Consider the following 16,432-nt stretch of genomic DNA (forward strand, 5'->3'; position numbering starts at 1 on the left):
TCTCCACTCCCGTTGCAGCGGCTCACCCCGCGATGCGGGTGATGAGCACGTCCACCTTCTGCACCTTGCGCAGCCTGGCCGCGTAGTCCCGCAGCCCCGCCGCGATCTTCTCGCTCTCCAGCTCGCGGGCCAGCTTCTCGCGCGCGTCGGCGTACGGCTGGACGCTCGGCGGCACCTGCTCCACCACGCGCACCGCGTAGTGCTCGGCGCCGTCGGCGCTCGAGAAGAGCCGGTACTCGCCGTTCTTGGCGCCCGAGAGGACCTTGGCGAGGCCGGCCGGCAGCCCGTTGGCGCTCACCACCTTGCCGTCGAAGCGGAGCTGCTGCTTCTCGGCGTCGAGCTGGCCGTCGGCGCTGGCGCGCATCCAGTTGAGGTCGGTGCCGCCCTTGAGCTTCTGGACGGCCCCCTCGGCGGTCCGCCGGTCCTTGAACCCGAGCCCGTCGAGCCGGTACATGGCCGGCACGGTGAGCTCGCCCTTCTGCTTCTCGTAGCGCGCCTTGGCCTCGTTCTCGGTCACCTTCACGCCGGGCACGATGACCTTCTCGACGAAGACGTTGAGCGCGAGCACCCGCTCGTACTGCCGCACCTTGGCGCGGAACACCGCGGTCTGGTCCAGCTTCCGCTCCGCCGCCTCGCGGGCGAAGAGCCGCGCGCCGAGCAGGGTCTCGAAGGTGTCCACCTTGAGCGGGTTGACCCGGTGCTCCTTGATGGGCCCGTCGAGGCCGTGGAAGAACTTCTTGGAGAGGTCGTCGGTCAGGTCGGCGATGGTCAGCGGCCGCTCGCCGCGGATGAGGGCCAGCGGGCGCGGATCCTTCGCGAGCGCCTGGAACCCGGCCTCGCCCCTGGCCTCGAAGTCGAGCTGCTTGAGGAGCGGCTCGTCCACCGTGGCGTACTTCTTCACGAGCTCCTGGTAGAAGCGCCGGATCGCCTTGAACTGCTGGGACGAGAGCGACGCCGCGCGGGCCTCGGCGAGCGCCTTCGCGTCCTTGGGGTAGCGCTCGCCCTCGATCCGGAGGACCACCCAGCCGCCGGTGGTCTTCACGGGCTCGCTCACCTCGCCCTGCTTCAGCCTGGCGGTCGCGTGGGCCAGCTCGGGCAGGAGCTTCTTGCCCGACACGTAGCCCGGCTCGCCGCCCTCGGCCTTCTTCGCCGCCACCGCGGCCCTGGCGAGCTCGGGGAAGCCCTTGCCCTTGGCGAGGTCCTCGCGGAAGCGCTTCGCCTCGGCCTCCTGCTTGAACATCACCGAGCGGATCTTCCACTGCTTCACGGCCGCCTTGAAGCTCTTGTCCACCTCGGCCGGATCCGGCTTCACCTTGGCCGTCACCTGCCCCTGCAGCATGCCGCGCAGCGTGGTGGCCTTGAACGCCTCCAGCGCCGACCGGGCGTCGGGCTGGTCGATGAGCCCCATCGTCTTCGCCTCGAGCGCGAGGAGCCGCACGTCCACGAGCCGGTCGAGGGTCGGCTTGTAGTCCATGTCCTTCGGCCTGGCGCCGTGGCGCGCGCCGGACTTGCCCGCCATGTGGGCCTGGCCGAGCGCGTCGGCGAGCTCCCCCAGCAGCACCGGGTCGTCCTCGCCGGCGACGCGCGCGATGGGACAGCCGGCCGTCTTCGGCGAGAAGAGCGGGGCGCGCAGCTCGCCCCCTTCACCCGGCGTGACCTGGCAATCCGCCGCGCCGGACGGGGCGGTCTGGAGGATGGCGGCGGCGCCGGGCGCCTTACCGGTGCCGGGCGACGCGGCGGCGAACAGCGGGAGGGCCCCGAGCAGCAGGCCGTTGAAGATCGAGGTGAGACGCATCATGCCCCCAGGTGACCAGCCGTGAAATACCGGTGGAACTACACCCCGCGTGCTGCTCAACCTACCTTGAATCCTGCTCTTTCTTCCCTGGCGGCGATCAAGGAATCTCGTTGGCCGCGCGGGCCATCGTCCCCCGTGCAGGCTTTGCGGGAAGAGGCCCTGAATCGGGGAGCTTGGGCCGGTCACCGAGCATCGCGTCCACCACTCCGCGCGCCATCCGGCAGGTGAGCGCGCTGGCGGTGCTGACCCGGCCGACGCCGAAGAAGTAGACGCCGTCCTCGCCGGTGGCGTTCGAGGTGGAGGACCAGGCGAGCTCCGCCGTCTGCCGGTCGAGGACGTACACGCCGAGCGCGACGCTCGGCGCGCCGGTCGTGCCGGACGCGTCGGCGAAGGTGCGGACCGTGCCCGAGAGGACCAGGTCGGCGCTCAGGAGCTCCAGGAGCGCCCGGGCGTCGTCGAGCCCGATGCCGCCGGTGGCGCCGAAGCGGTAGGTGAGCAGCTCCTGCCGGACCACGCCGGGCTCGAGGACGCGGACGGTCCCCGAGGCGATGAGCGGCCCGAGGAAGCGGAGCGCGGCGATCTCGCCGGCGTCGCGCCGCTGCGTGTCGTTCACGAAGGGCAGCACCGCGACCGTGCGGCGCGCCGCGTCGGAGAGGAACGGCGCGCTGTAGGAGCGGCTCGGCCGGATGGCGCCGCCGTCCCCGCACGGCGCGCGGGGCACGGGGGCCCGGAGCGAGGCCGCGAGCGAGGCCGCGAGCTGCTCGAAGGCGCGGTCGCGCACCCGCTCCATGCTGCCCAGGATCCCGGCGCCGAGGAGCCCGGGGTGGTCCTTCCCGGTCCCGGCGTAGGCGTCGAGCCAGCGGATCTCCGGCTCGGGGTCGGTGGTGACGAGCCGCATCGTCAGCGCGAACCGGTACGGCGGCAGCGCCGAGTAGAGCTCGAGCGTCGGCACGATGATCCCGGTCGCGCCGGTCTGCTCGCGCAGCACCGTCGCCGCCTCGCGATCGACCGCGCCGGTGTAACGCAGCCTCCGGCTCGCCAGCGCCTTCATCACCGCGATGTCGGGGACGAGCGGGAGCCCCTGCTTCTCCAGGGTCGCGCGCAGCGCCGCCGTGAGCTCCTTCGACGGCGCCGGGCCACCGTTGAGGTTCAGCACCGGGTAGAGCACGAGGAGCGGCGCGGGCGCGGTGACGGCGGCCGGCCTGGCCCCCCGACACCCTCCCAGCACCGCCGCCGCGAAGAGCCCGAGCGCGAGGGCCTTACTGGAAGAGCTTCCGGAGGAGGTCATCGACCGCGTCCTCGGTCACGTCGTTGAGCGGCTCGCCGCCGCCGGTTCCGAGGAGCCGCGCGGCCCAGGTCACGCCGCCCTTGGTGGAGGTGGCCGCCCAGACCACCTTGCCGGTCGCGCACTCCTGCATCTGGACGCCGACCGAGACCACGTTGGAGACGGCCGAGGTGGCGCGGACCTCGCCGTACTCCTTCACCACCCCGGTGATCACCGCGTCGGCCTTGAGCATCGGGCAGAGCTTCGCCATCTCCTCCGCGGTCGGGGACGAGGACGAGGTGAGCCCGACGCGCGAGATGGCGCGCGCGACCTCGCCGTTCGGCATCACGTACACGGCGCGCGTGGAGAGGAGCGCGTTGGAGAAGACCTCGCGGACGCGGTCCGCCGACTGCTGGTTCTGGGTCAGGTTCCAGAACGGCATCACGGCGACGGTCTTCACGCCGGAGAAGTCCATGTTCGGATCGTGATACGGGCGGTGCTTCGCGCAGCCGGCGAGGAGCGCGAGCAGGAGCCATGGCACCGCGAGCCTGGATCTCACGACCGACATGACGATGCGTGGAGAATACACCATTTGATCACCATAGGATGCTGAGTCCCACGGACAGGGTGCGCGATCGCGTCTCCTGCACGGGTGAGGTGGTGTGCAGGATGGTGTAGCTGGCCGTGGAGGTGACATTGCGTCGAATGATCCAGCGCAATGCGGGAGTGAAGATCTCGGTCGTGGTGTCCGACGCGGTGTCGAGCGTCCTCGCGTAACCGGCCGAGAGCTGGAGATCGCCGCGGAACGGCGAGTAGTTGAGCTGCACCGTCGCGAGCGTGCTCGGGCTGCCGCTCGGCACGACCAGCGTCCTGGACACCGTCGCGCTCCCGGAAAGGGCGTCGGTCGGGTGGAAGGCGACGCTGGCGTCCACCCGGGCCGACTCGGAGTCGATCGGCTCCTCCGACTCCGACGAGTAGACCCGGCTCACCGAGGAGAGCCAGCCGAGCGTGAAGGAGACGAACCGGTTCGGCACGGCCGAGGCGGTCAGGTTGAAGGTGCCGGTCCAGGTGTCCTTGGTGGCGTCGTTGACCACGCTGCCGGCCGCGTTGGCCTGGGCGCTCAGCCCCTCCCACAGGTCGGCCCGCGCGAAGGCGCTGATCGTGTCGGTGAGCGCGCCGGCCGACTCGACGTACTGGCCGCTGTAGATGAGTGAGCTCGTGAGCGTGGGGAGCGGGGTCCAGATGAGCCCCGCGTTCCACTGGGTCTGGCCGGTGTGTCCGGTGCCGGCGTCGGAGTCCAGCCGGACGACGCGCTCGGTGGCCTGGAGCGTGGCCGAGAGCCGCTGCGACGCCCCGAGGCCGTTCGACACGCCGTAGGTGGTGACGTCCGGCGAGACCTGGCGGGCGAGGAAGACGGTCACGTCGTGGGTGAGGTTCGCGCGCCGCCAGAGCAGGGTGGTGGCGCTGGCGTTGAGCGCGGCGCTCGAGGTGGTCCGCTCGCGCGGGACGGCGCTCGCCGGCAGCACGAGGAAGGTCTGCACCTCGGTGACGAGGACGCTCGCGAGGGTGGTGTCGAGGGTGCTCCCGGCGACGAGCGGGGCGGTGACCGCCTTGAGGTACCGCGCCTGCGTGCTCTGGATCGGGAGCTCGAAGCGGTTCTCGAAGGAGTCGAAGGTGACCGGCCCGGTGATCGGCACCGCGGTCCACTTCAGGTTGTCGTCGCTCCGGTAGACCGACCAGGTGTAGCTCCCGACCACCTCCGCGCGGACCTTGCGATCCACCCAGACCCGGACGGTGTTGACCGGGGTCACCGCGTCCGCGAACTGGACGCCCATCTCGCGCAGGTTGCGGTCGCCGGCGAGCGACGGGCCGTAGCCGATGTCGAGGGAGGCGCCGGTGGTGAGGCTCCCGTCCACCAGCGCCGGGTTGGGCGAGAGGGTGTCCGTCCCGGGCTCCGCCGGGAAGACGTCGACGAGCGACAGCCCGGAGAGCGGACGCTGCTGCTGGGTGATCGTCCCGGTGCCCACGTAGCTCGTGGAGACGTTCTGGTTGTGGAGGGTGAGCGAGGCGTAGACGGTGGTCCGGTCCTCGAGGAGCCGCTCGCTGTAGGTGGCCTGCGCCGTCTGGTCGATCGAGTTCGAGACCGTGCCGCCGATGGCGTCGTCGGGGCGGTTCCAGCTCAGCACGTACTTGAAGTCCCACGGCGCCGGCGTGTAGAGCGCGGACAGGAGCGCCGCCGTGGTGGTGGTGTCGATCCGCGCGCGTTCCACGTCGTAGACGTGCCCGCGGGTCACCTGGAGCGTCACCTGCGGCAGCTCCAGCGGGCGCCACCCGACCACGCCGGACCAGGTCTCGTTCACCACCCGGGGAGAGCCGTAGGTCGCCTCGTCGCGCAGGTCGTAGCTGAGGCCGCTCGTGAGGTACGGGAGCGTGAGCGTCAGGCGGCCGTAGACGCCTCGCGCCCGGTCGTCGTCGAGGCTCGAGCCGGTGGGCCCGTCGCTCCAGGTCCGCTGGTCCCGGAAGAGCCCGCCCGCGGTGAGCGAGAGCGCCGGGCTCAGCCGCTCGTCGAGGGTGAGCCGGTAGTTCTGCAGGAGGGAGCGCGAGTCGAGGTGCGTGGTCCGGCCGGCCTGGTCGGTCGTGTCGGTGCTGGTCACGCTGTAGGTCGGCTCGAGGTACAGGCTGAGGATGTCGGCGCGCGCCGCGAAGGCGCCCGCCGCCAAGGCGAGCGCCAGCAACCACCGGCAAGCGGCTCGAGCCCCCCAGCTCATGGCGCCTAGTATCGCTCCGTCGCGAGCTTCACCTCGTAAGGATCGTCCGCGACGTCGATGGTGGAGAGCAGCCGGCGGCTGGTGAGGTCGAGGACCGCCACCGCGCGCTTCCCCGGCATCAGCGCGAAGAGCTGATCCTGGACGGCGTCGATGGCCATGCGCGACACCCAGCCCGGCAACTCGAAGGTGTCCACCGGGAGCATCGAGAAGGGGTCGAACACCTGGATCCGCGGGTCCCCGCCCCGCGCCACGTAGACGAGGTCGGTCCGGGAGTCCACCTCGACGCCCGTCGCGCCCAGCCCCACCAGGATCCGGCGCGTGAGGGCGAAGGTGGGGAGCGCGTACTCGATCATGTACGGCGAGCCGGCGTGAATGACGTACAGGCGCGTGCCGTCGCGGCTGGTCTGGGCGAAGAGCGGCTCCGGGTCGGTCGGGATGGTGGCCACCACCGTCCGGCTAGCGAGGTCGATGACGCTGAGCGAGTTGGAGCGGCGGTTCACCACCACCGCGCGGTTGCCCGAGCGCAGCAGGAGCACCGACCAGGGCGCCTCGCCCACGTCGGCCCGGCCCAGCTCCATGGTCGAGAAGCCGTCCACGAAGCTCGCCGTCCGCGAGCGGAAGTTGACGACGAGCAGCGTCCGCCGGTCCGGGAGGAGCACCAGCTCCCGCGGCTCGTCCCCGGCGCGGAGCGCGATCTGCGCGACCCGGTCGGCCCGGGTGAGGTCGAGGACCTCGAGCCGGTCCTCCCCGCCGAGCGCCACGTAGGCCCGGCTCGACGCGGCGTCGAGCGCGAGCCCGTAGGGCGATTGACCGAGCGCGACGTAGCCGCCGATGCGCTTGGTGCGGAGGTCGAACAGGGTGAGGTCGTTGCTGCGCGTGTTGACGCAGGCGCCGACGAGCGCCACCGGGGTGAGCGCGGGGACGGCGGCGTGGAAGCGCGGATCGAAGCGGAAGCCCGCCTCCAGCGAGGTCGCCACGTCGAGCGAGACCTCGAGCGCGAGGGCCTGGCCGGAGCGAAGCTCGAAGCCCACGTCGGCGCGGGACGGGTTGGCCTCGAGGAGCAGGTCGGTGCGGCCCTCCGGAGACTGGAGCCGCGGCCGGGAGAGCGTGAGCGCGAGCCCCACGTACTTGCCTCGGGGCAGCCGTCCCTGCGCGAGGAGCCGCTCGGGCGCGGGCTGCTCGGCGCCGCCGACCTCGGGGCCGAGGACCGTCAGCGGGATCGCCTCGCCGCTCTCGAGCAGCGCCGCGGCGCCGTCGATCTGGAAGGAGAGCCGGCCCGCCTCGTGGGCCAGCGGCAGGAGGTAGACGTAGAGCTGACCCTCGCCGTCCAGCGGCGGCGCGCTCACGGGCGGCCTTCCCGCCAGGGCGCAGCCGGCGAGCGCGAGCGTGCAGGCGAGGAGGCTCCAGCGCATGGTCCCGTCCTCTCAGCGTAAAAAGGGGGAGCCGCTCGCGCGGCTCCCCCCATCATACGACCCTCAGCAGGAGGTTAGTCCTTGCCGTGGCACTTGTTGCACAGCGAGCGCTGGAAGGCGCCGAAGTCGGTCGCCGTGCGGCCGTAGTACGCGGCCTGGAGCGCCGTCGCGCCGCGGGCCTGCGTGTCGACGAGCGCGTTCGCGTTCGTGATGAACGTGTCGTCGTTGTTCCAGCGGACCATGCTGCTGAAGCCAGACGCGTGGGCGCGGTGGCAGGAGAGGCAGGTCACGTTCGACTTGTCGGTGGCGGTGAAGATGTTGTTCGCCGCCGGGTTCGCCAGCTTGCCCAGATCGGACACGGCGCCGCTGTTGCCGGTGACCGAGATGATCTTCGCGCTCTCGAAGGGCACCAGCGAGGTGTACTGGTCACCCGTCCCGGTGAAGACGCCGCTCGAGACGTAGGTGTTGTACACGTTGAACTGGCCGGGCTTGAGGGAGGCGTTGTTGCCGGCCGGGTGCTTCAGGCCGGTGCCGCCGAGCGCGCCGGACAGGTAGTTGTCCATGTGGATGTTGGTGTGGCAGTTGCGGCACCACTCCGCCATGCCGTTGCCGTAGGCGACGCGCACTTCCTTCGACCGATCGAGACCAGCGCCCGTTTCGGCCTTGTTGTAGTCCGTCGGCGCGACGGCCACCGGCGGGTTGTAGGTGAAGGGCGAGGCCGGGTTGGAGGCCGGAGCGTAGCCCTTGCCGCCGAGGAGGCGGTAGGCGCCGATAGCCTGGCCAGCGGCCGGCAGGTTGCCGTACGAGCCCGAGGAGTAGATCGGGGCCGTGATGGCGGTGTTGTCGCTGCCCGGAGCGGTCGGGCCGGCCCAGTTCCAGGTGGTGCCGGTCGCATCGGTCTGCATGCGCGTGCGGCCGTGCGGATCGTGGCAGCTCGAGCAGGAGAAGACCTTCTGCCCGGTGGCGTCGAACGACAGCGTGCCGCCCGGGGCGGTCAGCAGCGTGTCGGCCGGGATCACGAAGTCCGCGGCGACGATGTTGTGCCCGTGACGGTTCTGGACGTCCGAGGCGTTGCCGCCGCGCAGGAGCCAGCCGAAGTCGCCGCCCGGCGAGTAGTTCATGTTGGCGAAATCGGTGGCCGGACCGGTGTTGACGATCACATAGGGCCTGGTGCTGCCGCCCGCCGTCGTATCGCCGTGGCAGATGAGGCAGGTGGAGGACTGATCCGCCCCCTGCAGCAGGAACGCCGGGACCGCGTCGTTCCAGGGGTTCACCTTGGTCGAGCGCGCCACGCCGTTGGAGGCGTTGTGCATCACGTGGCAGCCGTCGCAGGCGGCGACGCCGCCGGCGTGGAAAGTGCCCGTCTTCGAGGTGGCGACTCCGTTGAACCAGCCCGTTGCCGTGACGTCCTTGCCCGTGACCGCGGTCTGAGCATTCGCTCCGAACGCGAAGGCGGCGATGATGGCCGCCGCCCACTGCATCCTGATTCTCATTTGATACTCCCCAAGCAACGCCACCGATCGCCCCAGCGATCGGTGTCGGGTGATTGCAGGAACTTCGCTGAGCTTCTTCCCCAAACGAACTGCGGATTCGGCTCAACAGCAGGGCACGGTTGCCAGGCAGCTCAGCAACGACCGTGCCGGGCGGTAAGGTGCGAAATTCCGGGCGAAACACCAAAAGTGACGCGTCAGAAATGGGTCAGTTCACGCAGGATTGGGGAATTGACACAGGGGAAACCGCGCCATTGACCGTCCGAGAACTCCCACCTGCGCGCTCACGCGCCCACACGCCTCGATCCCGCCTGAATGTCGGCGCGCCGGGACCATTCCGTTCCCGCCGCCGGTCGGCTCGCCCGTGAGTCGCGCCGCAATTATCCGGACGCCATCCCAGCGCAATTTCCAATCCGCCGGTGGGCGGGTGCCGACCTGCGCGCGGTGGACGGCTCTCCAGATCGCCACGCTTCGCACGCTCCCCGAGGCGTTCCGCTCCGTGAACCCCGCGCGTTCCGGCCACCCCTCCGCCAGCTCCGGATGCACGCCGACGGCCCTGGCCAGGCACGCTTCCAGGCAATGACGGTGGGTCATTGCGCCAATTGCGCGAAAACCCCCACCCCCCTGGGACAGGCTGCGTCTCCCGCCCCAGCCCTACCCCACCCGGCTTAGTGCTCAACTTTTGATTCCCGCGAAAATAGGACTAGTTCCAACGGGGCACGAAAGCTGCTTGGCGACCCCGTGACTCACCAGCACGGCCACGGGATACCGCGAGCGCTGGGGTTGGGCCCCCGGCGCTCCAAAGCACGAGCAGTGAACGCACGGCACGCGCACGTCGCGCGTGACCATGGGGAGAAGGCAAATGCGTCGTATCTCGCTGGCACTGGCGCTCATGAGCGCCATCGCCGTGACTGGCTGCGGAGGGAGCAAGTCCTCCTCGAGCGCCGGGACGGCAAAGGGAGTTGGAGGGGCGTACTTCTACGTCAACATCTTCACCGCGCCGACGGCCGGCACCATCACCTCGGCCGACGGCAAGATCAACTGCGGCGGCGGGCAGACCGCCTGCGGCACCAACGGGCAGACCCGCTACAGCTGGTACACCGACTCCACCAACACCACCGCGACCACGGTGGTGCTGACCGCCACGCCGCTCGCCGGCAAGGCGTTCGTGGGCTGGGGCGGCGACTGCACCGGCAACGGCACCTGCACGCTCACGGCGGGCAGCGACAAGTCGGTCGTCGCGATCTTCGCCGTCGCCGGGCAGCAGGGTCACACGAACTTCCTCGACCCTGCCACCCACTCGGCGGCCTACGCCGCGTTCGCCGCCGGCGACAAGACGGCTCCGCAGTGCGTCAACTGCCACGGCGCCGCGCTCACCGGCATGGGCATCGCGCCCTCGTGCTTCACCTGCCACGACGTGAAGAGCGCCACGGCGAATCCGTTCGGCAACCACGGCGACACGACCGCGGCGGCGTGGGGCATTCACGCTCCCTCCGGCTGGAGCCAGGCCTGCCAGCGCTGCCACACCAGCCAGGGCTTCCAGGACTACATGGGCGCGCTCGCGGCGCCCACCGAGTCGAGCCCGTCGGCCGACTACCTCGGCACCACGTTCCTCTCCACCAACACCCTCGTGGCCGGCACCGGCGTCGCGAACTCCTACGCCACCGGCTCGCTGCAGTGCCAGACCTGCCACAACAGCGTCACCGACCCGCTCTCGGCCGGCGTGACGAAGCTCACCTTCCCCTCCGGCGTGCAGGTCACGACCGACAAGGTCACCGCCCTCTGCGGCCAGTGCCACGAGGCGCGTGAGTCCACGGTCAGCATGAACACCCTCGTCGGGACGACGGCGGCGGACGCGCAGATCAACGCGGCTGGCACCAGCTTCAAGAACCCGCACTACCGCGGCGCCGCCGCCACCATCTACGGGTCGGTGGCCCAGGGCTGGGCGCAGTACGCCGGCAAGATCTACACCGGCCAGAACCTCCACGGCGGGGTGGCCAGCTGCAACACCTGCCACGACGTGCACACCGGCGAGGTCGCCGGCGTCGTGAGCGCGAACACCTGCGGCAAGTGCCACTTCAAGGCCGACGGGACGCCGGTCGCGAACTTCGCCGAGCTCGAGGCCAACCGGCAGTACGGCTTCGAGGGCGACATCGACGGCAACGGCAAGGTCGAGGGTCTCGACGTCGAGATCAACGGCCTCAAGGCGACCCTCCTCGCCGCCATCCAGGCCTACGCGGTGAACGTGGCCGCCCAGCCGGGCATCTGCTTCGACGACGCCACCTACCCGTACTTCCTCAAGCACACCGGCGCTTCCGGCGCCTGCTCCTCCGCCGAGCTCACCGCGGCCGCGGCGTACAAGGCCTTCACGCCGCGCCTGATGCGCGCCGCCTACAACCTGAAGTTCGCCTCGACCGAGTTCGGCGCCTGGGCGCACAACCCCCGCTATGCGATCGAGATCCTCTACGACGCCATCACCGATCTCAACGCCGCCCTCGGCGTGAACGCCGTGCCGTTCAACGGCGTCCGCAGCTTCCAGGGCCACTTCGGCGGCTCCGAGGTCAAGGCGGCGGGCTCCGACGCGTTCACCGACTGGAACTCGACCGGCACCATCCCGGCGGCCTGCTCCCAGTGCCACGGCGCCCAGGCCGGCCTCACCAACTTCATCGCCAACCAGAACACCGCGCTGACCACCCCGTCGATCACCGGCTTCCAGTGCACCACCTGCCACGTGGCGGTGAACGCGAGCGCGGCGAACTTCAAGGGCATGCGCACCGACGTGACGACCCTCTACTTCCCGCCGGCCAAGACCGACCCGACCCAGCAGACGACGCTGGCCGCGACGGTCTTCCCGAACGCGAAGGACCGGGTCTGCGCCTCCTGCCACACCGGCCGCGAGAACAAGACCACCATCGACCTCGCCATCGGCACCAAGACGCCTGGGACGTTCTCGGTCTCCTTCAAGAACCCCCACTACCTCGGCGCCGCCGGCGTGATGTTCGGCTCGACGACCCACATGCTGTACGAGTACCCGGGCCAGACCTACGCCACCACGCCGGTGTTCTACGGCACGACGGGCGCCGCTCCCGGCCCGTACGGCTCGCCGCACGGCGGCGGCTGCACCGGCTGCCACAACCCCCAGGGCACGCAGCACGGCTTCGGCATCGATCTCGCCACGACGGTTCCCGGCGGGACGTACTACGGCGTGCCCAACACGCTGGCGTGCGACGGCTGCCACACCAACGGCTCGCACGGTGACCACCGCCTCGAGCCGGTGAAGGCGAACGTGGCCGCCCTGGCCGCCGAGCTGCTCGTGAAGATCAACGCCTACCAGGTGGCCGGCGGCCAGAACGCGGTCTGCTACGCCGGCGGCGCCTATCCGTACTGGTACGTGGGCACGGTGCACCCCGGCGGCCAGTGCGACGCGACGGAGACCACCGGCTACGGGTCGAAGTGGGACGCCAAGACCGCCAAGGCCGTCTTCAACTACCAGTGGTCGCAGAAGGAGCCGGGCGCCTACGCGCACAACTACGACTACGTCGCGCAGGCGCTGATCGACTCCATCATGGACCTCGATGCGGCCGCGGTGCTGCCGTGCGACGCGCACGACTCGCTCTGCATCAGCGGGGTCGGCGGGAGCACGCTCATCACCCGCCCGTGAGCTCGTAGCTCATACCTGTAGTCCGGCCCCCGCGGATCCGTCCGCGGGGGCCTTTTCATTCTGAGTGAATGACCCCTTCGCGCGAGGGTCGGTCCCTCCGATGGACTAGTCCTCGTCCGCGACGCCTCCCGCGGGCCCGCGAGCCGAGCTCGGTTCGTTCCGAAGTGAACGGGACAGGCAGGAACGCCCTGTGCCGAGCCCGAATCGTGGCGTTTGCGCCCCAGCCACTCCCGACCGTTCTTGCGAAGTTCACCCGGAGTCACTGTCGAGCCACCGCCCTCCGCGCGCCCCAGCCCATGCGGCAAATCCCCCAAGACACGACGCCACCCCCTTCCGGAGTTTCCGGTGGCAACCCGCGCGTTTGCGCCGTCACCGCGCGGGGCACGTTCGTTGCTAAGCCGCTCCCCGACTCACCAGCACGGCCACGGGATACAGGCGAACACCGGGTGGGCACCCGGGGTTCGGCAGCAAACCGCAGCGAACGTAAGGGCACGCGCCTCGTCGCGCGTGCCACTGGGGAGACAGCACATGCGTCGTATCTCGTTGGCACTGGCGCTCATCGGTGCCGTGGCCGTTTCCGGATGCGGGAGGAGCGGTTCCTCCGCCTCGTCCGGCCAGAAGGGCGCGAACACCGATACGTTCAACATCAACATCTACCAGGCGCCGGTCGGCGGCTGGATCACCTCGGCAGACAGCCGGATCAACTGCGGCGCCTCCGATCTGGGCACCCCGGTTGCGGACGCTGACGGCGTCCTCCACTCGACCCCGACATACATCACCGGCCACGCCGTCTGCCCGAAGCAGACGACCTACCCCTACGGCACCAGCGTGACGTTCACCGCGACCGCCGACACGGGCTTCACCTTCATCACCTGGGCGGGTGACTGCGCCGGCTCGGCCGCCACCTGCACGCTCACCGGCAAGGCCGACGCGGCCCCGATCGCGATCTTCGCGAAGGCAGGCTCGGCGGGCCACGCGGCCGTCTTCTCGTCCGCGGAGCACGGTGTCGCGTTCGGGAAGTTCCTCCAGGGCGACGCGACCGCCCCGAAGTGCACCAACTGCCACGGCCCGACGCTGCTCGGCGCCGGCATCGCGCCGGCCTGCAGCCCGTGCCACCAGGCTGCCAACGCCGCGAACGTGACTGCCGGTCTCGAGTCCTGCGCCAAGTGCCACGCGGCTGCCGGTACCACCGGCATCAACAACGGCGCGGACCACCAGGCGCTCTACAACAAGTTCGCGCACCCGACGAACGCCACCCTGAACGCGTCCATCGTCAGCGTCAGCACCAACACGACGTCGCAGGTCGCGACCGTGACCTTCACCCTGACCAAGAACGGTCAGCCTTACACGGGCGATGTGACCAAGCTCGGCCAGAAGACCGTGTACGCGGCCCGGTTTGACCGCGCCACCGGCAAGGTCGTCGAGTACTTCTCGCTGTCGAAGCTCGCGCCCACCGCGACGCCCGGCACGTTCACGGCCAAGAACAATGCGACGCCGGCGCCGGCGACCCCGCCCGTCACGCCGGTCCTGGCGACTTTCGCGCCCGAGGCTTCGGACGCGTTCGTCTACGCGTACTTCGCCGAGAACCCGACCCTCTGGCCGAACCTCAAGAACTACAAGATCTACGGGAACGTCACGAGCGCCGCGATGACCTTCAAGGCCACCGGCCAGACGGATCCGTGGACCTACACCTCCACCGCCAACGTCGCGGGCTGCCAGAAGTGCCACCCGACGCCGTACATGAAGCACGGTTACCGCGCCGCCGTCGTGGCCGGCCTGCCCGACTTCATGGCCTGCAAGGCCTGCCACGCCGACACCCGCGTGGGCGAGGACTTCATCTTCCAGCTCACCTACGACAACTTCCCTTGGATCGCCGCCAACGGGGAGAACTACACCCCTGCGATCGAGGCGCAGTACGCCTACAACGCGAGCGTGATGAACGACACGCACATGGCGCACTCCGGCGAGATCAAGTACCCGCAGGAGATGTCGAACTGCGTGGTCTGCCACGAGGGTAACCTCGCCACCATTACCGCGGACCAGAACTTCAACGGGAAGGTGTGCAAGAGCTGCCACCCGACGACCTCGCCGGTCGATGCCGCGGCGCCGAGCTTCGCGAACGTGACCGACGGCGCCAAGCTGGGTCAGAAGCTCGCGTACCACAACTTCAACTGGCAGAACGGCACGGTCCTCGAGGGTACCGCCCCGAATCAGACCGAACTGGCCTGCACCGCCTGCCACAGCGATTCCGCTAAGGACGTCAACTGTGACGCCAACTACAACTGCACCGTGGATCAAACCAGCGGCGCGATCGACGGTAAGGGCCCGTTCATGTACGGATCGTACGTCCCGCTGTTCAAGGACATCCACTCCGGTCTGAACAAGGCCATCTACGCTGCCGACGGGAGCCGCTACTCGGCCAGCATGCAGACGACCGTTGGCACGACCTCGTTCGCGTCCAACAAGCTCACGCTCGCGTTCAGCGTCAGCAACGTCCCGTCCAACGTGACGATCAAGCCGACTGTCACGGCCAGCCTCTACGGCTACGACACGAAGGACTTCGTCGTCAGCGGCCACAGCAGCCAGTTCTCGGACAAGACGCCGAACCTCGAGTTCAGCGAGGGCGCCTGCCTCCGCGGCACCGGCGGGACCACCGGCGTGCCCTGCAAGCCGTCGAACACGGCGCGCCTCAACGTCACCCCGCTCGCCGCGGCCGGCAACTCCAACTGGACGGTCACCATCGACCTGTCGACGTGGGCTACCAAGCTCTCGGACGGCTCGGTCAAGCGTATCGAGGTCGGCTTCCTGCCGGACGCCACGCTAGTGACTGGCGTTGCTCCGAACACCGTCTCGACCTCGATCGCGATCTCCGGCCTGGCCGTGACCTACGACCTCGGCGCCGGCGCGGTCGTCCAGGACACCGTCGGCAAGGGCGCCAACGCCATCGTCGACGCGGCCAAGTGCAACAACTGCCACGACGCGCTCGGCACCACCTTCCACAGCCCGAGCTACGGCTCTGCGGGCGTGGTCGGCTGCCGCCTCTGCCACTTCGTTGGCACCGGTGGGTCGCACCTCGAGATGCAGTCGCGCTCGATCGACTCGTACGTCCACTCGATCCACTCGTTCCAGGCGTTCGACATCGCGAACGTCAACTTCGCGGATCCCGTCGCGGCGCTCGAGTATGAGGATCACATCACGGCCACGTACCCGATGTTCACGACGCTGAACTGCGAGTCGTGCCACACCGCGGGTTCCTACGGCGTGCCCGACCAGAAGAAGTCGATGCCCGGCATCCAGTCGGCCTCCGCCTCGATCACCGGCAAGACCCGGGCGATCAACGGCGTGCCGAGCGTCGTCACCGGCCCTGCCTCCAGGGCCTGCGGCGGCTGCCACCGCGCCGAGCTCATCAAGGAGGACGCGGCCGGCGCGCTCAACGCGTTCGACGATCACGCTGGCGCGTCGTTCGGTTACCGCCAGGTCTCCGATGCGGCGCCGAAGACCATCACCGACAAGTGGAACGACATCGTCATGAAGGTGCTCCCGTAGTGGTTTGAGCCGAGCGACGGCGGGCTCCGTCCTGCCTCGCTCGGAGCAGTGACCGGGGGCCCCGCGAGCGATGCTGCTCGCGGGGCCCCCGCGTTTCGGCGGGTCTGGGCGGGCGTCCCGACCGAGAGAACCGATCCGCGGACCTCTCGGGCGTCCCGACCGAGAGAACCGATCCGCGGACCTCTCGGACGCCCCGACCGAGGGAACCGGCGCCCCGACCGAGAGAACCGATCCGCGGACCTCTCGACCGGACTTCGGACTCCTCCCCTCGCGCCTGGCGCGAGCTGACCGCCGCAGGAGGCAAGGCCGGCGCCTCGAGTCTCGGCGTTGGGGCGCCCCGACCGAGAGAACCGATCCGCGGACCTCTCGACCGGACTTGGCGGCCCCGACCGAGAGAACCGATCCGCGGCGCCCCGACCGAGAGAACCGATCCGCGGACCTCTCGACCGGACTTCGGACTCCTCCCCTCGCGGCTGGCGCGGGGCGCCCCGACCGA

8 protein-coding genes are annotated in these 16,432 nt (G+C 69.9%); 2 read left to right on the plus strand and 6 right to left on the minus strand.

Annotated features, from left to right (window positions below; all coding sequences use genetic code 11):
- Positions 1–22 precede the first annotated feature (22 nt).
- The 6 genes from AMPC_RS12000 to AMPC_RS12025 form a co-directional block, all read right to left on the minus strand.
- Positions 23–1,798 (minus strand): peptidyl-prolyl cis-trans isomerase, encoded by a 1,776-nt coding sequence (locus tag AMPC_RS12000; protein ID WP_248340982.1) that lies wholly within the window; start codon positions 1,796–1,798, stop codon positions 23–25.
- A 94-nt stretch (positions 1,799–1,892) separates the two neighbouring features.
- Entirely contained in the window at positions 1,893–3,083 is a 1,191-nt protein-coding gene (locus AMPC_RS12005; protein ID WP_248340984.1) for a hypothetical protein, read from the minus strand.
- Positions 3,055–3,627 (minus strand): GNA1162 family protein, encoded by a 573-nt coding sequence (locus AMPC_RS12010; RefSeq protein WP_248340985.1) that lies wholly within the window; start codon positions 3,625–3,627, stop codon positions 3,055–3,057. The genes AMPC_RS12005 and AMPC_RS12010 overlap by 29 nt, the downstream gene beginning before the upstream one ends.
- A 28-nt stretch (positions 3,628–3,655) precedes the next feature.
- Positions 3,656–5,794: a hypothetical protein gene (locus tag AMPC_RS12015; protein ID WP_248340986.1), complete on the minus strand. Its 2,139-nt coding sequence runs from the start codon at positions 5,792–5,794 to the stop codon at positions 3,656–3,658.
- Between the two features lie 38 nt (positions 5,795–5,832).
- Positions 5,833–7,239, minus strand: a complete 1,407-nt coding sequence (locus tag AMPC_RS12020) for a YncE family protein (RefSeq protein ID WP_248340987.1) — start codon at positions 7,237–7,239, stop codon at positions 5,833–5,835.
- A 74-nt stretch (positions 7,240–7,313) separates the two neighbouring features.
- Positions 7,314–8,732 carry a cytochrome C gene (locus tag AMPC_RS12025; RefSeq protein WP_248340988.1) on the minus strand — a complete coding sequence of 473 codons (1,419 nt, stop codon included), beginning with the start codon at positions 8,730–8,732 and terminating at the stop codon, positions 7,314–7,316.
- Between the two features lie 859 nt (positions 8,733–9,591).
- Between AMPC_RS12025 and AMPC_RS12030 the strand changes: the two genes are divergently transcribed.
- Positions 9,592–12,390: a hypothetical protein gene (locus tag AMPC_RS12030; RefSeq protein ID WP_248340989.1), complete on the plus strand. Its 2,799-nt coding sequence runs from the start codon at positions 9,592–9,594 to the stop codon at positions 12,388–12,390.
- A 528-nt stretch (positions 12,391–12,918) separates the two neighbouring features.
- Positions 12,919–15,936, plus strand: a complete 3,018-nt coding sequence (locus tag AMPC_RS12035) for a multiheme c-type cytochrome (protein WP_248340990.1) — start codon at positions 12,919–12,921, stop codon at positions 15,934–15,936.
- The last annotated feature ends 496 nt before the right edge of the window (positions 15,937–16,432 follow it).

The organism is Anaeromyxobacter paludicola (assembly GCF_023169965.1).
Classification (GTDB): Bacteria; Myxococcota; Myxococcia; order Myxococcales; family Anaeromyxobacteraceae; genus Anaeromyxobacter_B; species Anaeromyxobacter_B paludicola.

What these genes read in the sequence shown, in the direction of transcription:
- AMPC_RS12000 (WP_248340982.1), bottom strand. Translation starts at nt 1,798, where the DNA reads ATGATGCGTCTCACCTCGATCTTCAACGGCCTGCTGCTCGGGGCCCTC.
- AMPC_RS12005 (WP_248340984.1), bottom strand. Translation starts at nt 3,083, where the DNA reads ATGACCTCCTCCGGAAGCTCTTCCAGTAAGGCCCTCGCGCTCGGGCTC.
- AMPC_RS12010 (WP_248340985.1), bottom strand. Translation starts at nt 3,627, where the DNA reads ATGTCGGTCGTGAGATCCAGGCTCGCGGTGCCATGGCTCCTGCTCGCG.
- AMPC_RS12020 (WP_248340987.1), bottom strand. Translation starts at nt 7,239, where the DNA reads ATGCGCTGGAGCCTCCTCGCCTGCACGCTCGCGCTCGCCGGCTGCGCC.
- AMPC_RS12025 (WP_248340988.1), bottom strand. Translation starts at nt 8,732, where the DNA reads ATGAGAATCAGGATGCAGTGGGCGGCGGCCATCATCGCCGCCTTCGCG.
- AMPC_RS12030 (WP_248340989.1), top strand. Translation starts at nt 9,592, where the DNA reads ATGCGTCGTATCTCGCTGGCACTGGCGCTCATGAGCGCCATCGCCGTG.
- AMPC_RS12035 (WP_248340990.1), top strand. Translation starts at nt 12,919, where the DNA reads ATGCGTCGTATCTCGTTGGCACTGGCGCTCATCGGTGCCGTGGCCGTT.